This window comes from Candidatus Chloroploca mongolica, assembly GCF_004762035.2.
Taxonomy (GTDB): Bacteria; Chloroflexota; Chloroflexia; order Chloroflexales; family Chloroflexaceae; genus Chloroploca; species Chloroploca mongolica.
This window is the reverse complement of sequence record NZ_SIJK02000006.1, coordinates 41,572-62,005: the sequence shown is the minus strand read 5'-3', so window position 1 is coordinate 62,005 and position 20,434 is coordinate 41,572. Positions and strand designations below refer to the sequence as shown.

Sequence of the window (20,434 nt, the reverse complement as noted above, 5' to 3'; positions counted from 1 at the left end):
AAAGTGCTGGTAGCTGACGATCATCCGATCGTGCGTCAAGGTTTGCGGCTCTTGCTCTCGGCGACGCGAGAATTTGAACTGGTTGGCGAAGCGGCCAGTGGCGCCGAGGCGATCACGCTCACTGCCTCACTCGCGCCTGATGTGGTGATCCTTGACCTGATCATGCCCGGTATGGATGGCGTGACGGCCATTCACGGGTTGTTACAGGCGGCACCCCACGTACGCGTGCTCATTCTGACCAGTTTTACCGATGATGAGAAGTTACTGGCCGCATTGCAGGCAGGTGCTGCCGGATGCATTATCAAAGACTCGAACCCTGATGACCTGCTTGGGGCCATCAGAGCCGTGGCCCGCGGTGAGAGTGCGCTGCATCCGCTGGTGGCGCGCCGCTTGCTCCAACGCCTGCAACATCCTGCCCCGCCACCTCCAGCGCCGCTTGACGCGCTGACCGGACGCGAGCGTGATGTGTTACGGTGCGTTGGGCAGGGCTTGACCAATCAGCAGATCGCCGATGAACTGCATATCTCGATCCGTACCGTGCATACCCATATTCGCAGCCTGCTCGATAAACTCCACCTCGAACATCGGACTCAACTCGCCCTCTTTGCCCACAATCAGCGCATAAGCTAGTACGCCGTCTATCTTCTGCGGATGGATAGCCATCTTCCGGTAAGGGCGCAGCGCACTTCGCCCCAACGCCCGCGAACCTAGTCGTATCAGGCCAGTCAGTTGCACTTTTCTGCAATGATCAGTCAGTCCTTCTGCTAATGTATTGCCATCTCTGTGCCACTATAGTACAGTTAGGGCAAACCTGACCTCAAGGTTGTTTCCGAATCATATGAGTGTGGAGTTTTCGATGAAGCCGCGTCGCTGGTATAGCAGCCCGGAGTCCCAGACATCCGGGCCACGGTATTCTGTCGAGCCCTTTCCCCCTTCGATTTATTGGCACTTCACGACCATGACCGCGCGCCAACAGGGAGGTATCATCAAGCGTGAGCAGATCATCGTGGTTGAGCCAGCCGCCCCACTAACGCGGGCTGAACAGGCCACGCGCTGGCTTGTCAGCCTCTCGGCGCTCTCGCTACGTTCACGGATACGCGTGGGTTAAAGCAAGCAGCCTGGTGCCATCCCACGTATTAACTTTGCTCGCGGGCGAGATAATAGGTCATGCTGTGGAGAACCGCAACTGGATCGATATAGCGCACCCACACGTCATCGGGTGTCTGGAGAATAATCGGGGCATAATTGAGGATGGCGCGCACACCAGCCTTGATCAGCAGGTCAGCCACGCTCTGCGCGTGGGCTGCAGGAACTGAAATGATCGCCAGGCGCACCTGATGCTTTTCAATGATTACGGGCATCTCGGCATAATCGCGGATCTCATTCTCGCCAACCTGCTGTCCAATCTTTGCTGGATCGGTGTCAAAGAGGCCGACAATCTGCAGACCCTGTTTCTGGAAGCCTTCGTAGCGGGCAATCGCCTGACCGAGATAGCCAGCACCCACCAGCACGACGGGCCAGCGATGGTTCAAGCCCAGAATGCGTTCGATGTGGGTGAGGAGCTTCTCCACATCGTAGCCAATGCCCTGCTTGCCAAATTCACCAAAATAGGAGAGATCCTTGCGGATTTGCGCTGCCGTTACATTAATGCGCTCTCCAAGCTCCTGGGAAGAGACGGAGAGCACACCTTCATCCAGCAAATAACGAAGACTTCGCGCATAGAGCGGTAGTCGGCGGATGACAACATCAGGGGGTACATCAAGACGTTCCACTCCACTCCTCCGCCCACAGATTGACACTCGGCTGATTTCGTGAATTGTAGCACGAAGTTTCAGGTGGTGTCAAGGTTTTTTACCCCTCGATATCTTTGCGCAAACGAGCCAGGCGGACATCAAGATCAGTGAAGGTTTGTTGCAGATCGCTCAACTGCCCACGTTGCGCACGCACAAAGCGGGTAAAGGGGGCATTGCGTTCGCGGATCTGACTCATCGAGCGTTCGACTTCGCGGGTGACCTGTTGCTCAATCCCCTGGCGCAGTTTGGCTCGCATATCATCAACCCGCTCGCGCAGGGCTTTTTTGGCCTGCCGTCGCTTGGCAGGTAGCAAGGCAAAGCCGCCAACCGCCATCAGCGTCGCCGCCAGAATACCGGTGAAGTCAATCCAGACTGCCGAGGCAAGCGTGACGACGACCGCGCCGAGGCCGACGGCGCCCGCTTCGGTCAACGCCGTTGCAGCAATGGACGCACGGACTTCATCGACCAGCAGAGCCGACTCTTGCTCTTTATCATAACTTGCGACCACCGCACTGGCCGTGCGTCCCACCGAGTCGAGCAAGGCCCGTCGGTTGTATTCAAAACTTCCGCCAACCGTGCCAATCAATTTATCAGTGTGCTGACTCGAACGTCGTTTGATATACTCATCAATGCTCTGCTGGAGGCGCAGGTTCTTCTCGATGATCCAGTCAATGAGCGCATGAACCTTGTCCTCGATCGCGCTATTGAGGTCACCGACAACCTCCTCTTCAAACATAGCCCGAAACTTATCGCCATTCATCAGATCAGTCAACCGCTGAATCCTGATATGCTCATCAAAAAAGTGATCGCCACGCGTCACCAGATCTTGCAGGATCTGGTCGATTTCGCCCAGATAGTAGCGTGCATCGTTCTGCAGATCCTCCTGGAAAAGGGTTAACTGCTGATCGACATTCTCAATCGTCACCAGATCTTCGCGCAGCGTTGCGAGGAGAACTTCGGTTGCCCCCTGGTATTTGCGATTGAGGCGCTGGGCCACCCCGAGCGGCGAAAGCAATTTCAGCCTGACGCGGGTCTCTTCATCAAGCGTATCAACGACATACTCTTCCACCTTGCCAAAGCGGCTCGTCTCCCAGAGGCGCTCACGCTCTTCGCCGTCGCTCTGGCGGGCGCGGCTCGCCTGGCGTGCCGAGACGGGAAAGATCTCGGGGGTGACACCAAGCAAGGTATGCGCATTGTCACGCACAAACTCGAGCACCTGTTCTTGCTCAGCCGGGCTTAGAATATCAATTTTGTTCAGCAGGATAATGATCTTCTTGCCCCACTCTTTGATCAACTCCAGAAAACCGCGTTCGCTCTCAGTAAACGGACGATCGGCGGAGGTTGTAAAGAGCACGAGGTCGGCGCGGGGGATAAAATCGCGGGTCAGTTGCTCGTGGTGCCGAATGACCGCATTGGTGCCCGGTGTATCCACAATGGTCAGTTGGCGCAGTACGTCGGCAGGGAAGGTCGTCACGCGTAGCCCACTGGAACGCAGGTTACTTGTTATCTCATCGCCATGCTGCAAGAGCGTGATCGCATCGGTGGTCGGGGTCACCCCTTCGGGCAACAACTGGTCACCGAGCAACGCATTGAGAAAACTCGACTTGCCCGAGTTAAACTCGCCAGCGACCACAATCAGAAAGAGGCCCTCAAGATGCTCAAGCGTCTCGTTCAGCGTGCGCTGATCGGCTGCATCAAGATCGGCCCCAAATGACTCAAGCGCAGCAGCCAATTGTTCCAGGATTGATCGTAACTCGGCCAGCAAAGCCTCCTGGCGATCGGTGATCAATCGTTTGCGTTGCAGCAGCCCATCCATAAATGTCATAACCTAACGCTTTCACTCAATTCATATCCTTATATGTCACATTTGATGTAATTCAGCCCACATGCAACCCATCTCAGAAGGTGCTATCCTAGACAGCATCTCCTTCTCCTCTCACTCTGGGGGTAGTGCCAATGGCACTACCCCCAGAGTTTTTTGCTTTAGACGGCGCGTTAAAGAGCGCGTAACAGCGAGGCGAAGCCAGCAAAAACCAGGGCCAGCCCGATCAAGCCATAGAGCACAACGGGGGCAAGTTCGGCCCAACTGAATGAACGCAAGCGACGGGGTGATCCTGCCGTTTCGATGCGTTGACCACGCCAGTAGGTCACCCGGGTTGTCTCACGGGCACCGGGCAAGCGCCCCCCGCTCAACGTCCAGGCCTGCCATGCCTGCCAGAGCAGGTAGCCCCCGCCACCCCAGAAGGTCAGCACAGTCACAGGCCAGGGCAAGGTCTGGGCATTAGCCAGTACAATAATGAAACCAAGCAGCGCCACCCAACGCCAATCAAAACGAAGCTGTCTCATGCAGTCTTACCTTTGCCATGATACGTATATCGTATCATACCATAGTGTAGACAGGCGAGGCAGCGCATCGTCACCTGACTCGATCGCGAAAAAGCCGCCTGCAACGCAGGCGGCTTGGATCAACGAACAGAGACGTGAATGTGAGGATGACGACCTATTTCCCTGATTGACTGCTCAAACTCAACGTGGCGAGCGATGGCCCATTCAACACCGGGTGCATGTGTTCAGGAGGCATAATCGCTTTCACAATCGGTACAAGCTCACGTAACTCAATCGGTTTGGCAACATAACGAGCTACCCCCAACTCGCGCATACGCGCACGCAACCCAGGTGTATCATACGCGGTAAGTACCAGCACCGGAATATCAGGCCGGAACGCTTGGACTACTCGTATCAGGGCTAGCGCACCATTGGTGTGGGGACTCGGATCGACAATTAAAAGATCAACATTGCCCATTGCACACGAGAGCCACGCCGCGTTTGGCGAGGGTGCAACCCAAACGCTAAAACGTTCGCCAAGCATGGTTTGAAGCCCGCGCTGGGTAATCAGCGCAGCAGCTGGGTCATCATCAACAATGTAGATCTGACGAACAGGCATGGGATACGCTCCTCCGCCCTACCAGGTACGGAGTAGAATATGCGAAGCGACACAATTCACCTACCCCTATCGTAGCAGTCTCAGCCCACTCTGTGATGGGGCGACGCCGCAACTGGTAGTAGCAAAATAACAACTCATCTGATTTGACCTGACAGGCAATCTAGAGCGTTGTAAAGCCACAACTAGCTATGTTAGGATGGCAAAACGATTTACACTTTTGCTGTGGGGGACGCACTCTAATGCATCAGCGTGCGGTTAAAAGCTAAAGGGGTCAATTATTGATGTTTCAACAGTATGCCGACGAGCGCTGGGCGCTCATCGGCATAGTATGGTGGTCTAAACTGCTTGTCATCGAGGTGCGATCTGCGTTATGCGTTGACTGGTAAAAAGAGCGTAAACACGGTTCCCGTGCCTATTTCACTCTCGACCGTAATGCGCCCTCCGTGCTGAGTGACAATATGGGCACTAATCGCAAGCCCAAGACCGGTGCCCTGAACTTTGGTGGTATAAAATGGTTCAAAGAGGTGGGGGAGGTGCTCAGTGGGAATGCCTACGCCTGTATCTGCGATATAAATCCCTATTGTTGACGGTGCCTCAGGGCGTGCCTGCAGCATCTGCGTGGTCACCCGCAGCTCGCCGCCCCGTGGCATAGCGTCACATGCATTAAGAATAATATTGAGGAAGACCTGGCGGAGCTGATCGGCGTGGGCGATGGTATGCGGCAGATCCGGCTCGAGGTTGGCAACGGCTTGAATATGCCCGTGGCGCAGGTGGGTCTGGACAAGTTCGAGGGTTTCGCGGAGCAACGCATTAATACTCGTTGCCGCAAGCTCGGCGCGAGTTGGCCGATAGAAGTCGCGCATACGGGTAATAATGCGCGCGATGCGGCCGAGCTCTTGCTGGGCAATCGCGAGGAACGTGCGTTGGGGTGCATCCTCGGGCAAATCTTGCTCGACCAGATAGAGACTATTGCGGGCGGCATAGAGGGGGTTATTGATCTCGTGCGCCACCGACGCCGATAACTCACCCACCGCCGCCAGTTTGGCACTCTGCAACAACTGGGCCTGGGCCGTATTCAAGCGCGCCTGAGCCTCGGCGTGCAGCGACTGGGTGAGGGCCAGGTCGCGTTGCAAGACGACGGCACGGGCACGTTGGGTCACTTCGTCAATTGCGACTGCGGTCAGATCGGCCAAGGCCTGAACAAACGGAATATCACGCGGGTGATAGAGATGGGCATGCACCCCACCATACAGCACCAGTGCGCCCATCTGGGCACTCTCGACGCGCAGCGGGGCCAGCAATGCGCTATAAGGCGGCCAGGATGGCAACCCATCCTGCAAAGCCGCGAGGTTATGCGGACTCATCCTGTCCAGCGCGAGTTCAAGTTCAGGGCCAACGAGCAACATTGCCCGCGGCGACATAATCGCCATCTCGGCGAGCCCGGGCCCACATGGGCGTCCTTCTTCGTCAGCCGACGCCCAGAGCACCAACCGGTCGCTCTCGGGATCACGCAAGAAGAGATGGGCGGCACTCGTTCCGGGAAAGAGATTCACCGCTTCACGGACAACCAGTTGCACGATGGCGTCTACATCGCGACTGATCAACAAGACCGCCGAAATTGAGAGGATCGCACTCAAACGGGCACTTAACTCAACAGCCCGACTCTGTTGCAGTTCCGCCTCACGCTCAACTGCCTCTGCCCGCGCCTCGGCAATCTGCAGGCGCTTCTCGAGGGATTGAACATATGCACGAATTTCTTCGAGATCGCCCATGGTTATCGCTCCAACGCGTTGACACTGCAAAGCGTCGCACAGTATAATGCCGAAAAGATGAATCCCCCAAACTATAGTGCTTTTTGGCACGGAGTGCAAACGAATGACGCAATCTGCCCATATTCTTGTTGTTGATGATGAGCAAAACATCCGCCTGACCCTCTCGACATTGCTCAGCCGCGCCGGATATATCGTCACCGTAGCGGCGAGTGGTGAAGAGGCCGTGGCAATGTTCGAGCGTCAGCAGTTTGATCTGATGCTCGTCGATCTGCAGATGCCGGGCATCAATGGCATCCAGGTCGTCGAAGCCTTGCGCCAGCGCTCAAATGATACGGTGGTCATTATCCTCACCGGCCATGGTTCGTTGGAGACAGCGATCGAAGGGTTGCATCAGGGTATTTTCGATTACATGCTCAAGACAAGTGACCCCGGACAAATAATTGAGCGTGTAAAGGCCGGGTTAAATGAACGTATGAAACGTCAGCGCCAGAATGCGCTGATCAATGCTATCGGGGCCGCTGCTCAGGAATTGACCGGGGCAATGCCAGGGGACGATACCGCTACCCCGCTTGCCGCAACCACTCCATCCCCATCGTCGTCGGTGACCCAGCCTACGCCCGTGATGCCGACGACCAGCAGCAATGATCGCCAGGTGCTTATCGGTCAGTTGCAACTCGATACCTGGCACCAGACAGCCATGCTTGGTGGGCGCTCGCTCAATCTGACGCCGACCGAGTTTCGTCTGCTGCTCTGCCTCGCTGAGCACGCCGGACAGATGCTTTCATATACCCAGTTGGTGCGTTGTGCCCAGGGCTACGAGGCCAATGATATGGAGGCTGGCGAGTTGATCAAGCCGCATATTCATCATCTGCGCCAGAAAATCGAACCCGATCCAAGTGCGCCGCGTTATCTGCTGAATGTGCGCGGCAAAGGGTATATTTTGCAGATTGATTAACTCGGTTGCTTGACCGTTTGGAGTGCCGACTTCAGTCGGCTTCCAGGCTCAGCCGACTGAAGTCGGCACTCCGATCACCGCAAACGGTCAAGCTCGTTTGAAACATGCCTAACAGCAAAAGAAGAGATGCTCAATGAATGAAACACCTCATATTCCTCCACGGTTACAGGAAATTATTGAAGACTTCCAGGCGAGTGACCGTACCGAAAAACTCGAATTAATGCTGGAGTATGCCGACCGCCTTCCTCCTTTGCCCCCGCATCTGCAAGGCCATACTGGCATGGAACAGGTGCACGAGTGTATGAGCCCGGTCTTTGTCCAGAGTGAACTGATTGACGGGCGCATCATCTTTCATATTGATGTGCCAGCCGAAGCACCAACGATTCGTGGGTATGCCTCACTGCTCACGGAAGGTTTCGAGGGCTTGACACCACAAGAGGTGCTGGAGGTACCGGGGAATTTTTTTGAGGCGATGGGCCTGCATCAAGTGCTGAGCCCCCAGCGGCTCAATGGCATTACCTCGCTGCTGGCCTATATGAAGCGCCAGGCGCTTCGTCTGCTCGCACCTGCGTGAACAGTGCGCCAACCAAGCCCGCACCGACACCCGATCATGGCGTCTGTGCGGGCTCGATCTATCTTACGCTGCTACCCGTGCATTGAGCAATGCACGGGCCACTGTATCAAGGATTGACGCAGGACGCGGACCAGGGGTCATGCCGATCCGGCGTATCAGCACCCGGCGGTAGAGATGAAGCGATTCGGGCGCAAAGTAGCAACGGCGGCGGTGCGCATGATGCGGCACATGGGGTGATGGTCGCAACTGAATAATCATTGAAGACCTCGCACAGTTTGTGAGCTACTTCACAGATTTATGATACTGCTCACGGCGCACTGCGTCAAGAGGTAATCAATGCGCAATAATTGTGCATCTGCTTTGCTTTTCAGAGGTCAAAGCTATGATGGATCGCACGTACGGCGTCATCGCCATCGCTGGCAGCCACAACGAGTGAAATATTATTCTCGGTACTGCCCTGGGCAATGGCAATAATATTGATGCCAACATTTCCCAGCGCACCAAAGACGCGCCCGGCAATACCTGGGGTGCCGCGCATCCCCGAGCCGACGACAGCAATGATGACAACCTGGTCGAGCACTTCGACATGCTCAACATTGTGGCTGGACAAATCGCCCGCGAGCTCGGCGCGCAAGGCCGTGACTGCCGCCGCGGCCTCGGCCCGGGGTACGGCTAAACAGACGCTCTGCTCGCTGGACGCCTGGGTGATCAGCAGCGTGTTGGCGCCTACCCGCGCCACGGCCCCAAAGATCCGTGCGGCGACGCCCGTCAACCCGAGCATGCCCGGCCCACCGACGGTGATCAGGCTGGCATCATTGATCGCCGTGACTGCCCGTGCCGTGCCGGGCATGTCGGTTCCGTTGATGATCGTGCCCGGATGTGCCGGATTAAAGGTATTCCGAATACGGATCGGGATCTTTTGTTGCACTAGTGGGCGTACCGTCTTGGGATGCAAGACATTAGCCCCATAGTAGGCCATCTCGCCCATTTCGTTGTACGAGAGGCGTGGCAGGGTGCGGGCTTCGGGCACTACTTTAGGATTGGCCGTCAGGACGCCATCAACCTCTTTCCAGAACCAGACTTCCTTCGCCTCCAGCACGGCACCCAAGATGCCACACGTATAGTCGGAACCACCGCGCCCGAGCGTCGTTGGCACGCCTGCCCTGGTGGCCCCAATAAAACCGGTCACCACGGGCACAATCTTCTGGGCCAGCATTGGTTCAAGCACAGCCCGGCTTGTCGCCCGGGTCTCGTCCATCAGCGGTGACGCCGAACCATAGTGTTCATCGGTGACAATGAGGCGCGTCGCATCAACGGCTTCAGCGGCGAGGCCAGCGCTGCGCAGTGCGGCAGCAATGAGGCGGGCATTGAGGCGCTCGCCCAGCCCGCTAAAGAGATCGAGTGCCCGTGGCGTCAATTCGCCGAGCACCGCAATGCTATGCGAAAGATTGCTCAGATACGTGAGCATCGCCTGCAATTCGGGTTCAAGGGCGGCACACTCTTCGGGCGAGGCAAGTTCAGCGGCGGCCCGCAGATGGAGGTCAAGCAAACGTGGCGCAACTTCGCCTGTGGCCTCACCATTGCCGGCAGCCGCGGCCTTCGCCGCTGCGATCAGGGTGTCGGTCGTACGTAAATCGGGGGCGTTCATTGCCGACACCACGACCACAACCTCGTGCTCGCGGTGGCTGTCAGCGACAATCCGGGCCACATGGCGGATCGCATCGGCACTGCCGACCGATGTTCCGCCGAACTTCATCACAACTCGCATGCGTTCCTCTTTGTATTTTGCAACCTAATGCACCATAAAGATGCGCCGTATGGCGCATCTTTATGGTAAAATCAAGACCTTGCCAGTCGTCTCGCGTCCTTCAAGCGCACGGTGCGCCGCTGCAGCGTCGGCCAGCGCATAGCTGCGATCAATGCGTACGTTCAAGGTGCCACTGCCGATCCATGCAAAGATGTCGCCTGTGCGCCAGGCTAATTCTTCGCTCGTCGCAATATAGTTGGCCAGGGTCGGGCGCGTCAGGAAGAGCGAGCCTTTGCTGCTCAAGACCAATGGGCTGACGGGGGGCACCGGGCCACTCGCATTGCCAAAGGTGACCATCATGCCACGGGGCCGCAGACTGTCGAGGCTGCCTTCCCAGGTTGTCGCCCCAACCGAGTCATAGACCACATCAACGCCCCGCCCATCGGTCAACTCACGCACGCGCTGGGGAAAGGGCTCACTCGTATAGAAAATGACTTCGTCGGCCCCGGCACCCCGTGCAAGCGCAGCTTTGGCCTCAGTCGAGACGGTTCCGATAACCCGTGCGCCGATCGCCTTCGCCATCTGCACCAACAAGAGCCCAACCCCGCCTGCGGCTGCGTGGACAAGGCAGGTCTCACCGGACTTCAACGGATACGTGCTCGTCACCAGATAGTGCGCCGTCATACCCTGGAGCATCACCGCCGCAGCCTGGTTCAAAGCAACCTCGGCGGGCACAGCGACCAGGCGCTCGACAGGGGCCAGGGCATATTCGGCATAACCACCCGATCCCGAAGCGGTGGCGACCCGATCACCAACGGTCCAACCCGTCACCCCTGCGCCCAGCGCATCAATCGTACCAGCAAACTCCATCCCGGGGGTAAAGGGCAAGGGCAGTTTGTAGAGCCCGGTACGATGGTAGGTGTCAATAAAATTGAGCCCGATGGCGGCCACGTGGACGCGTACCTGACCAGGCCCAGGCTCGGGTGGGGTGATGTCAACCAATTGCAAAACCTCAGGGCCACCTGTTGCATGAACGTGAATCGCGCGCATAGTCACTTCTCCTCGTCACACCCTTTACTGTGCGCACCCTTGCGCCAGTATCAGAAATCAGCCTATACTATAACAGGAATCGTAAATGGCTAGTGCTGTTGTCGGGCTGTCCGACACCATGTCAGGTAAGGAGTAGTACGTTGCGCCTGGAGAAGAACGGTCTGCCCGCAAATTACTTCAAGCGCTATGACGAAAGCGACGACCGTGGTTTTTACCTCTACCCACGGTTGACGGCGCATATTGATGATGCTGCCTCGGCTGCGACGTCGCAACTCTTCCGCGAGTTGTTGCCACCTGACGGGCGCATCCTTGATTTGATGAGTAGTTTTGTCAGCCATATGCCTCCTGAGATCGCGTATGACGAGGTGATTGGCCTAGGGCTGAATGAAGAAGAGATGCGCAACAATGCACAACTCGATGCTTGTGTGATCCATGATCTCAATAAAGAACCGCGCCTGCCCTTTGACGATGCCTCATTTGATGGTGCCGTCTGTACGGTTTCCGTGCAATATCTGACGCGCCCAATTGAGGTCTTTGCCGAAGTGGGGCGGGTCTTGCGACCTGGTTCGCCCTTTATTGTGACCTTTTCCAACCGTTGTTTCCCCAGCAAAGCCGTACAGATCTGGGTCAATACAAGTGATGCTCAGCATAGCATCCTGGTGCGGCGCTATTTTGAACTGGCCGGTTGTTTTGACGAAATCGTCACCCTGGATCGTTCACCGCGGCGCTGGCTCAGTGACCCCCTCTATGCTGTGGTTGGTATAACCGAACGGGTATGAGGCTTCACGGAAATCCTGGTATAATCAAGCCCTCATAAGACTAAGGGTTCAGGATGCAGAACATGGTGGAAGAGGAAAGCCGAAGAAGGATTGGAGCGCATTATGCCCCCGGTTGCCCCCCAGCCTGTGCAAATTACATGCCCGGCGTGTGGTACGTCATTTCGCACTGGTATCTATACGCTAATTGATGTAAGTGTACAGCCTGAATTAAAGCCCGCCCTTCTGGGGGGCCAGCTAAACGTGGCTGTCTGCCCAAAGTGTAGTACACCGAGCATGATTGGTGCTCCGCTTGTCTATCACGATGCCGCCAAGCAACTGTGCCTCGTGCATGTTCCGGCCGAGTTGAATAGTAGCCCCCAGGAACAAGAGCAGTTTGTTGGTGACGCGACCAGTTTTTTGCTCCGCGATCTGCCCAAAGATGGGTCACGGGCGTATCTGCTTGCCCCGCGCCGTTTTTTGAGTATGCAGTCGCTCGTCGAGGCGATCTTTGAAGCCGACGGTGTGAGCCGTGAGGCGCTTGATCGGCAGCGTGCCCATATCGAGTTGATCAGTGAGCTCGCGAGTGTGGTTGGTGATGAGGCCGAGTTTGCGTCAATGGTGATGCAACGGCGTGCCGATCTGACCCCCGAGTTTTTTGCGACGCTGTCGGCCTTTGTGCAAGCAACGCCCCCTGATCAGGCGGAAACGCGCCAGTTGCTGATGGCGATCCAGAATCGGCTGCTTGAAACCTATGACGAAGATCCGCCCGATGAGGAAGAGATGCAAGAGGCGCTCGAGCGTCTCGTGGCGGTCGCAGATGAAGAGCTTGACCTGGCGGTGGCCGAGTTGCGCCCGGTGCTCGATTATGGCTTTTTTGAATTGCTGACGGGCCGGATTGAGGCGGCCGAACAGGCCGGTGAGCAGGCAACCGCAGCGGCCCTCACTGACCGACGTGACCGCATTCTCGCTGCGGTCGAACAACTCGACCGTGAAGCCGAGGCGATGTTCGAGGCGGGCAGTGTCTTGCTGCAAGAGGTGATGCAAGCCCCCGATCCCGAGGCAGCCCTGCGTGAACGCGGTGAAGCGATTGACGAAGCCTTTATGATGGTGCTTTCGGCCAATGTTGGGGCCGCTCAGCGTGCCGGACGCGAGGATATCGAGACCTTGCTGACCCGCCTGGCCGATGTTGCAATTGATGTCATCCAAGAGCGTCTCTCGCCCGAAGAGCGTTTTATCAATGAGTTGCTGATGGCCGAGACGCCCCAAGCGGCAACACGGCTCTTGCGTACCAGTGTTGGTCGGATTACGCCTGAACTGATCAAGCAACTCAATGAACTTGCCGATCAGGAAGAGCGGCGTGCCAATAAGCCCATTGCTGAGCGCTTGCGGCAACTCGCCCGCGAGTGCGGGGCGATGCTCTTTTAAGCCCAATACCTTGCAAAAAAGGCGGTTTTTTGACGCAAAGGCGCAAAGGCGCAAAGTTTTTCGTGTAGGTGCGCTAACCCTTGGCGGCTTGGTGTGGGCTTACTTGAATGGTATTGCTTTTAAGCCTATGCAGGTGTACCGTCCACAGCGTATCCTGGTTGTGAAACCGGATCATCTCGGTGATCTGTTGCTCGCAACGCCTGCCCTGCGCCAGTTGCGGCAGGCGTTGCCCGACGCTACCCTGGTCGGGCTTGTTGGCCCCTGGTCACGCCAGATGTGGCAGACGAATCCCGATCTCAATCGGTTGATCGAGTTGCCCTTCCCTGGCTTCGAGCGCACCAGCAAGGGGCGTAACCGTTTACGTCCCTATCTGCTTCTGGGCAAGTATGCCGCCCTCCTGCGGCAGGGCCGCTATGATGCGGCTCTGCTTTTGCGTGATGACCATTGGTGGGGGGCTATGTGCGTTGCGCTCGCGGGCATTCCCCGGCGCATCGGCCACGCGCACCCGCGTTCGGTACCGTTCCTGACGACTGCCCTGCCCTATGACCCACGTGCCCACGTCACCCGTCAGGCCCTCGAGGTGGTGCAGGCGCTGGTGCAACCTGGAGCTTCATCAGCTCTTACCACTGGTCTGCCCGCACTGCATTTTACGCCCACGGCTGATGCACAGCACTGGGCTGCCGACTGGCTTGCCGCCCACCTGCACCCCGATGAGCGGATGGTGATCATCCATCCCGGCACGGGCGGTGCCGTCAAACACTGGTCGGTCGGCGCGTGGGCAACGGTTGCCAACGCGCTGGCACACCTACCCGGGGTACGCCTTGTCTGTACCGGCGGCCCCGGTGAAGCACAGTTGGTTGCCGAACTAGCGGCCCTCGTCGAGCCTGCCCCGTTGAGGCTCGCCGGGGCAACGACGCTCGGCGAGCTAGCGGCGCTGCTTGGCCGCGCTGCCCTGGTGCTCGGGGTGGACAGTGGGCCATTGCACCTCGCGGTGAGTCAGGGCGTGCCGACGATGCACCTCTTTGGGCCAAGCGACCATCAACGCTTTGGGCCGTGGGGTGACAGCGAGCGGCAGCGCGTGCTGCGGGCCGACCTCTTTTGCAGCCCGTGTGGTGTCTTTGACGCTTGTCCACGCAAAACAAGCGGCCCCGAATGCATGGCAGCTATTGCGCCCGAACAGGTCATCGCTGCAGCCCAGCGGTTGCTGAAGTGATGCCATTTTCGATTAGATAGTGTCCGCAGATTACGCAGATTATAGCTTCCGCATCTGCGTCCACCTGACCGGAGCACCGTCGGGCTGAAGCCCTCGGCTACGGGTCGCGAAGGCCGCCTGCGCGACCTCATCCAGCCGGCGAAGGCCGGCTTCGCAGACGGTAGCCAAGCCGTTGACGGCGACGGCGACCCCGGAGATCTGACGTTGCATCAGCCCTGGGGGCGACTGGCATCCGTGGTTGCTGAACATGATGTATGTGGTATGATGAAAGACAAGACATACACAAAACACAGTATTATAGCCCTATGTGGTTCGTGTGAGCATCCACTTGCATGAAGAGCAGTTGCGCCTATCGTGACGGATAAGCTGGCACCATGATACCATCGCAGACAGTCGATGAGTTGGAGCGTGCGCTCGCCGAGGCTGATGGAGACACGAGCAAGCGGATCGATCTGCTGAATGCTCTGGCGTGGGAGCTGAGCGATTGTGATGCAAGCCGTGCGATGAATCTCGCCGAGTCAGCGTACGCCCTGGCTGATACTCCAGCGTACGATGGTCGTACCTACGAGCGGGGCAAGGCCTACAGCCTACGAACGCAGGGCTATCTTGATATGCGCTCTGGTGCCTACCCGCGTGGTATGGAGCGGTTGCTCCGTGCCCAGACGCTCTTTGAAGCATTGCGTCTCGTTGAAGGAGCTTGTTGCCGGTGAGAAGGCCGACCATCGTTTGAAAGTCCTGCAGGTGATCCATGATACCGAGGCGGCCAAACGTGAAGCCAGTGCGCTACGGCTGCGCGCCGATGAACTCCAGTACGAGATTGGTGAGCGCAAGCGGGCCGAGACGCATCTGCAGCGCCAACTCAACACAATGCGGGCATTCTCGGGGGTGCTGCCACCTGTGAGCATATTTCGACAACGGGGAGGGTAGATGCGATGGAACATCAGCAGGCGATCTCGACGATTGTGGTCTCACGGCCTGGGGTCATGCAACAGGCGCTACGGACAGCACTGTCGCTTTACTCTGGCATTGTGATCCCCTCAGTTCGGTGGGTGATGCCTTGAATGCGCTACATCAGAGCGATGACTTTTATCTGCAACTTCCGCCGTTACGTGACTTCATTGCGATCACTGACCCGCACAACTTTACCCCGCTTCCCGATGATTGGTACCTGGTGATCACCGACGTTGTCAGTTCGACCCAGGCGATTGCGGCAGGGCGTTACAAAGAAGTCAATATGCTCGGGGCCGCCTCGATTGTCGCCTTGCTCAATATGGCTGATCCAGTCGACCTGCCCTTTATCTTTGGGGGCGATGGTGCAACCCTGGCCATTCCACCAACCCTTGTTGAATCGGCGCGCAATGTGCTTGTGGCGTTGCGGGGCCTCGCCGCAAGCACGTACCAGCTTGACCTACGGGTGGGCATTGTTCCACTGAGTCTGCTCACCACTAGGCATCAGTCAGTGAGTGTCGCACGCATCGAGGTAGACGAACACTACATCCAGGCAGCCTTTTCTGGGGGGCTGGCGTATGTTGAAAATATCCTGAAAGATCCTGTAGCAGGGGCCGCCTTTCTCGTGACAGAAACCTCCACGCCCGAAGCGGCCGATCTTCGTGGGTTGGAGTGTCGTTGGAAAGATATGGCGAGCCGCCATGGTGAAATCATCAGCCTGATCGTGAGGCCAATGCATCAAGAGCCTGCAAGTAGAGCGCTAACGCTGCGCCAGTTCTTTGCCATGATCGAGCAGATCTATGCTCCTGACCGCGACTACCACCCGGTTAGCTTTGCGCAGTTACAGACAACCGCCAACCCCCGCACCCTGATGATCGAGAGCAGCCTGCGCGCTCGACCGAATGCCCTGGCCCGTTTCGATTACCTCAGCCGTATCTGGGCCATGAACATCCTTGTTGGTCTCTACAAACGCTACCAGATCTTGACCGGACATGCACCGTGGTGGGACAGTTATCGGGCATTGGCTTTTCGTACGACTGATTACCGCAAATTCGATGGTGCGCTGCGCATGGTTATCGCCAGCACACCTGCCCAGCGCATGCAACTCGAAACCTACCTGGAAGCCCAGTATCAGCACGGTGACCTTGTCTATGGCCTCCACATTACCGACCGGGCTATTCTTACCTGTCTCGTCTTTGAACGTATGGGCCGTCAAGTCCACCTGGTTGACGGGGCCGACGGTGGGTATGCCCTGGCCGCCCAGGCGCTCAAGCAGCGATTGTCGGGTTCAGGGTTAATGGTGATTACGAATGAAATCAGGTAGTGCCGACTTCAGTCGGCTGAGCCGGAAGCCGACTGAAGTCGGCACTACGGTATGCCCGGACGTAGGCTTCAAAGGGTTTCATTCCGGGGTTTGGGCAAGAGTGGGGCGTTGCAGGCGATAGGGTTCGAGTTCAGTTGGAAGGGTGCCGGCAAGCGCCGCTTCGGCGAGCAGACGCCCGAACGGGCCGGCAAACGGCATACCGTGACCACAGAACCCTCCGGCAAACCAGACCCCAGGCAAGCGTTCCACTGTGCCTGCAACGGGCAGATAATCGGGGGTAAAGCCCATTAACCCGGCCCAGCGACGGACAACAGGGACACCGACCAGCGCCGGAAAGATGCGTCCAAGCGCCGTATCGAGAGCGTCTTGCACCAGAGGGGTCGGCACCGGTTCACGGATGTCCACATCACGTTGCGGGGCAAGGGCGCGGCATCCTCCAAAGATGATCGTTCCATCAACGGTTTGCTGCCCATACTCGCCGGTCGGCGTGAGATCAACGCCAAAGGCCAGTTTGAGTGAGGGAGCCACCGGTGCCGTTGCGAGCGCCTGGCCGCGTACGGGCCGCACGATCCCATCCAGTTCCGGCAAAAGATCGCTACTCCACGCATTGAGGGCGACCACCGCAGCACTCGCGGTCACGACACCACGCGGCGTGGTGAGCGTGACTTGACGGGGTGACGCTGCTATGTCTAGACTGGTGACAGGCGTCTGCCAGCAAAAGCGAGCACCGCGACGGGCGGTCACCGCAAACAAGCCATGCACCAGACGAGTCGAATGGAGTCGCGCTGCCGCCTCGTTATATCTGGCACCGAGCAACTCGTCGCCTGGTGGCATACCAAGCAACGGAGTGATCGCCGTGCGGTCAACGATGCTACTCTGAAAGCCATCAGCCTGGAGCTCGACCGCCGCCTGGGTCAGGGCCGCTAGTTGGGCAGGATTGGCGGCAAGTTCAAGATGCCCATCAGGACGCAAGTCGCACGCGATGCCTTCTTCCTCGACAACCGAACGCAGCATCGCCAGGCCACGCAGCGTCAACGCCCAAACCTCCTGGGCTGTTGCGCGACCGAGGCGCTGTACGGCAGTGGGGTAGGGCTCGGGGGTGCCTGTAATACAGAGGCCCCCGTTATTACCCGAGGCACCTGCGGCGGGGCCACCCTGTTCCAGCACCAGTGGAGCGACCCCGGCGCGGGTCAACCAGTACGTAGTCATTGCCCCCAGGATGCCACCACCAATGACGACCACCTCGGCGTGGGGTGGCAACTCGTGCCCTGGTAAAGGCTCCTGGTCAAGTGTCGCATGCCAGTGTGAACGTGTCACTGCGCGTCTCCTGCATAGCAACCTTCGTGCCGATACACTCTATGATACCACCTCGTAGGAAAGAGGCAAGGAGGTTTCGGCGTTATGCCTATGGGCCTACGGCTCCATAGGCATAACCTGTAGGGCTGGAGCCCGACAAACCGATGCTGCTGACGCAAGCGGACTGCTTTGCTGGTCGCTTGCGTCAGCACGCACTATGCTCACAAACCACCTGAAAAATGGTATACTCGAAACAAGAAGACAAAGGCGACCCCTCTTCTGATACGCCCACAAGCGTACCCGTCCTTGTCTCGTCTTCAACCTCTGGAGCGCGTATGCAACGGCAGATCCAAGTCTCTGGTACATGGTCTGGTCTGGTGACTCTGCTTACCTTTAGCGATCGTATCGAGCACGAGTTTAAGCTATCGCCTGACGAACGTTATTTGATGCGCCTGGTGGTTGAAGAGATTGCGAGCAATATTATCAAGTACGGGTACAGTGAAAGCCATACCGGCCCCATCCAGTTGGAATGTCGTTATCACAACGATACGCTGCAACTCATCATTCGTGACCAGGGATGTCCGTTTGATCTCCGTGAGCATCCACCACCTGACTTGAATCACACCAGTGCGGCTGAGTGTGATCTTGGTGGTCTGGGTATCTTTTTTGTGCGCGAACTGGTTGACCAGATTAGTTATACCCACGATCCGCAGAGCGGATGGAATGAACTGACCGTAACGAAGGGACGTCTACCCATGACCGAGAGCCTCTTGCGTGAGGTGTCCTTCTTTCGCGAATTACCTCTTGATGCCTTGCGAAGCCTGGCTGAAACAATCACGTACCGTCAACTGAAGGCGGGAGCGCTTCTCTTTGCTGAAGGCGAAGAGGGTCATGAATGTTTCATTGTTCTCGAAGGCAACGTTGATGTCTTGACCTATGTCAACGGAAATGAATTGCGGCTCGACACCTTTGGGGCCGGCCATATTGTTGGTGAAATGGCCCTGATTGATCGGAGTCCACGCTCGGCGACCGTACGGGCTGTCACTGATAGTAATCTGATCGCCCTGGGTGAAGAAGCTTTCAAGACGCTGCTACGGTCGAATCCTGACCTCGCGATGCAACTGTTGAGCAGTGGCTCGGCACGGGTGCGTGAGGCCAACCGGCGCATGATTGCCGGGTTGGAACGGAAGAATGCCGAACTAACCGATGCATATCGGCAACTTCAGGCGATGCAGACTGAACTGGTGCGCCTCAACCGTCTGGAAGAGGAATTGGCCGTTGCCCGGCGTATCCAGACCTCTTTCTTGCCCAAGCATCTGCCCCAACCCGAGGGTTGGCAGTTGACGGCGATGAGCCGTGAGGCCCAGGCCGTCGGTGGCGATTTCTTTGATTGCATTGAATTGCCTGATCAGTTGCTCGGTCTCGTGGTGGCAGACGCCTGTGGCAAAGGGGTGACCGCAGCCCTCTTTGTGGCGCTGACCCGCTCGTTGTTGCGGGCGGCTTCACTTGCGCCGCGTGTTTTCCAATGTGCCGATCAACAAGATGCCGAGGCGATCCTGGCTGATGCACTCTGGCTGGTCAATGACTATCTCTGTCGTGAACATGGTGATAATACGATGTTCATTACGCTCTTTTATGGGTTGCTTGATCCTCGTACCGGGATCCTGGCATATGTCAATGCTGGCCATAATCCCCCCTTGATTGTCGATGGGGCCAGGGCAACGCTTGGCGAAACCGAGCTTGGCTCGATGCCCCTCGGTATTCTGTCTGATCAGCAGTACGATGTGCAGCATACGGTCATCAACCCTGGATGTCGTCTGGTGATGTTTAGTGATGGCATTACCGAAGCGCTTGATGCGCATGGCGAGATGTTTGGTGAAGGTCGTCTGCGTGAGGTGCTGACCAACAATGCCACTCTGGCTGCACCTGCATTGATGCAGGGTATCATTGAAGCGGTTGATCGCCATATTGATGGTGCCGCTCAGTCTGATGATATTACCATGCTGGTCGTGTCGCGGATGTGAGGACGAACAGAGTGATGCTATAATAAGTCTGCCCATCTCTCTCTCTCCATACCTGCTTCTGTGCGACAGCGGTGATCAAAGCATAGATGAAGAAAGGCAAAACGGTGAAGGTTGAACTGATCAATGATGTGCTTGTCGTTCAACTGCCGGCACGTCTTGATGCAGTTGGCGTTGCCTCGATTGAAGAACAACTCGCAATGGCCGTCGCCAATCATCGTGGGAAAGTGCTGGCTGATATGAGCCAGGTGACCTTTGTTGCCAGTCTTGCGCTGCGGATGTTGCTCACGACGTTGAAAGCCGTGCAACCTCTCGGTGGCGATGTCCGCCTGGTCGGGCTCCAACCGCCAATCGCCGAAATCTTTCGAAAAAGTCGTTTTGATACTTTTTTTCAGATCTATTCTGACCGCACAACTGCTCTAGCAGCCTATACAGCACCTTCGGGATGAAAAGCTGTTGTTCAAGCCCAGGCCTGATAGCTTCCCAGAAGGACAAGAAGTACATGCAACTTTATCTACGCCTATTGTTGTCCCCATGGTGGTAAGGAAAATCCAGAGCGCCCGTGTTTATCAAGGTTATACTAGAAGTGCTACGCTCAGTTTGCATAGATGTGC

21 protein-coding genes are annotated in these 20,434 nt (G+C 57.2%); 12 read left to right on the top strand and 9 right to left on the bottom strand.

All coding sequences use genetic code 11. The features are described 5' to 3' along the window. Positions 1-3: 3 nt before the first annotated feature. Both EYB53_RS05095 and EYB53_RS05090 read left to right on the top strand, forming a co-directional pair. Complete coding sequence (locus EYB53_RS05095; RefSeq protein ID WP_371879069.1) at positions 4-630, top strand: response regulator; 627 nt, start codon at positions 4-6, stop codon at positions 628-630. A 208-nt stretch (positions 631-838) separates the two neighbouring features. Beyond that, positions 839-1,108, top strand: a complete 270-nt coding sequence (locus EYB53_RS05090; RefSeq protein WP_135477132.1) for a hypothetical protein — start codon at positions 839-841, stop codon at positions 1,106-1,108. Between the two features lie 28 nt (positions 1,109-1,136). Here EYB53_RS05090 and EYB53_RS05085 read toward each other — a convergent pair whose 3' ends face one another. From EYB53_RS05085 to EYB53_RS05065, 5 genes are all read right to left on the bottom strand, one after another. After that, positions 1,137-1,772, bottom strand: a complete 636-nt coding sequence (locus EYB53_RS05085) for a redox-sensing transcriptional repressor Rex (RefSeq protein ID WP_135477131.1) — start codon at positions 1,770-1,772, stop codon at positions 1,137-1,139. 79 nt (positions 1,773-1,851) lie between these two features. After that, positions 1,852-3,618 (bottom strand): dynamin family protein, encoded by a 1,767-nt coding sequence (locus EYB53_RS05080; RefSeq protein ID WP_135477130.1) that lies wholly within the window; start codon positions 3,616-3,618, stop codon positions 1,852-1,854. Positions 3,619-3,788: 170 nt separating this feature from the next. Continuing rightward, positions 3,789-4,139, bottom strand: a complete 351-nt coding sequence (locus tag EYB53_RS05075; RefSeq protein ID WP_135477129.1) for a hypothetical protein — start codon at positions 4,137-4,139, stop codon at positions 3,789-3,791. A gap of 154 nt (positions 4,140-4,293) precedes the next feature. Beyond that, positions 4,294-4,737, bottom strand: a complete 444-nt coding sequence (locus EYB53_RS05070) for a response regulator transcription factor (RefSeq protein WP_135477128.1) — start codon at positions 4,735-4,737, stop codon at positions 4,294-4,296. Between the two features lie 368 nt (positions 4,738-5,105). Further along, positions 5,106-6,509, bottom strand: coding sequence for a sensor histidine kinase (locus EYB53_RS05065; protein ID WP_135477127.1), 1,404 nt, complete (start codon positions 6,507-6,509; stop codon positions 5,106-5,108). 103 nt (positions 6,510-6,612) lie between these two features. Here EYB53_RS05065 and EYB53_RS05060 point away from each other — a divergent pair, with 103 nt between their 5' ends. Together EYB53_RS05060 and EYB53_RS05055 are read left to right on the top strand one after the other, a co-directional pair. Continuing rightward, the gene (locus EYB53_RS05060) at positions 6,613-7,464 is read left to right on the top strand and encodes a response regulator transcription factor (RefSeq protein ID WP_135477126.1); all 852 of its coding nucleotides are present in this window, start codon (positions 6,613-6,615) and stop codon (positions 7,462-7,464) included. Between the two features lie 133 nt (positions 7,465-7,597). Continuing rightward, positions 7,598-8,038, top strand: coding sequence for a SufE family protein (locus EYB53_RS05055; protein ID WP_135477125.1), 441 nt, complete (start codon positions 7,598-7,600; stop codon positions 8,036-8,038). A 63-nt stretch (positions 8,039-8,101) separates the two neighbouring features. Here EYB53_RS05055 and EYB53_RS05050 read toward each other — a convergent pair whose 3' ends face one another. The 3 genes from EYB53_RS05050 to EYB53_RS05040 form a co-directional block, all read right to left on the bottom strand. Next, on the bottom strand, positions 8,102-8,296 hold the full coding sequence (locus EYB53_RS05050; RefSeq protein ID WP_135477124.1) for a hypothetical protein: 195 nt from the start codon (positions 8,294-8,296) through the stop codon (positions 8,102-8,104). A gap of 109 nt (positions 8,297-8,405) precedes the next feature. Continuing rightward, positions 8,406-9,806 carry an aspartate kinase gene (locus EYB53_RS05045; RefSeq protein WP_135477123.1) on the bottom strand — a complete coding sequence of 467 codons (1,401 nt, stop codon included), beginning with the start codon at positions 9,804-9,806 and terminating at the stop codon, positions 8,406-8,408. A 60-nt stretch (positions 9,807-9,866) separates the two neighbouring features. Further along, a complete protein-coding gene (locus EYB53_RS05040) occupies positions 9,867-10,835 on the bottom strand; it encodes a quinone oxidoreductase family protein (RefSeq protein ID WP_135477122.1) in 969 nt (322 codons plus the stop codon). A gap of 140 nt (positions 10,836-10,975) precedes the next feature. Here EYB53_RS05040 and EYB53_RS05035 point away from each other — a divergent pair, with 140 nt between their 5' ends. From EYB53_RS05035 to EYB53_RS05010, 6 genes are all read left to right on the top strand, one after another. After that, a complete protein-coding gene (locus EYB53_RS05035) occupies positions 10,976-11,614 on the top strand; it encodes a class I SAM-dependent methyltransferase (RefSeq protein ID WP_135477121.1) in 639 nt (212 codons plus the stop codon). Between the two features lie 102 nt (positions 11,615-11,716). Continuing rightward, positions 11,717-13,018 (top strand): CpXC domain-containing protein, encoded by a 1,302-nt coding sequence (locus tag EYB53_RS05030; RefSeq protein ID WP_135477120.1) that lies wholly within the window; start codon positions 11,717-11,719, stop codon positions 13,016-13,018. 127 nt (positions 13,019-13,145) lie between these two features. Then, a complete protein-coding gene (locus tag EYB53_RS05025) occupies positions 13,146-14,231 on the top strand; it encodes a glycosyltransferase family 9 protein (protein ID WP_135477119.1) in 1,086 nt (361 codons plus the stop codon). Between the two features lie 374 nt (positions 14,232-14,605). Then, entirely contained in the window at positions 14,606-14,941 is a 336-nt protein-coding gene (locus EYB53_RS05020; protein ID WP_135477118.1) for a hypothetical protein, read from the top strand. After that, positions 14,919-15,158 carry a hypothetical protein gene (locus EYB53_RS05015; protein ID WP_135477117.1) on the top strand — a complete coding sequence of 80 codons (240 nt, stop codon included), beginning with the start codon at positions 14,919-14,921 and terminating at the stop codon, positions 15,156-15,158. The genes EYB53_RS05020 and EYB53_RS05015 overlap by 23 nt, the downstream gene beginning before the upstream one ends. A gap of 130 nt (positions 15,159-15,288) precedes the next feature. After that, positions 15,289-16,503 carry a DUF3095 domain-containing protein gene (locus EYB53_RS05010; RefSeq protein ID WP_167857265.1) on the top strand — a complete coding sequence of 405 codons (1,215 nt, stop codon included), beginning with the start codon at positions 15,289-15,291 and terminating at the stop codon, positions 16,501-16,503. A 78-nt stretch (positions 16,504-16,581) separates the two neighbouring features. Here the strand turns inward: EYB53_RS05010 and EYB53_RS05005 are convergent, their stop codons facing one another. Continuing rightward, positions 16,582-17,820, bottom strand: coding sequence for an NAD(P)/FAD-dependent oxidoreductase (locus EYB53_RS05005; RefSeq protein ID WP_135477115.1), 1,239 nt, complete (start codon positions 17,818-17,820; stop codon positions 16,582-16,584). Between the two features lie 314 nt (positions 17,821-18,134). Here EYB53_RS05005 and EYB53_RS05000 point away from each other — a divergent pair, with 314 nt between their 5' ends. After that, positions 18,135-19,823, top strand: a complete 1,689-nt coding sequence (locus EYB53_RS05000; protein ID WP_135477114.1) for a SpoIIE family protein phosphatase — start codon at positions 18,135-18,137, stop codon at positions 19,821-19,823. Positions 19,824-19,909: 86 nt separating this feature from the next. After that, on the top strand, positions 19,910-20,269 hold the full coding sequence (locus EYB53_RS04995; protein WP_216863578.1) for an STAS domain-containing protein: 360 nt from the start codon (positions 19,910-19,912) through the stop codon (positions 20,267-20,269). Positions 20,270-20,434 lie beyond the last annotated feature (165 nt).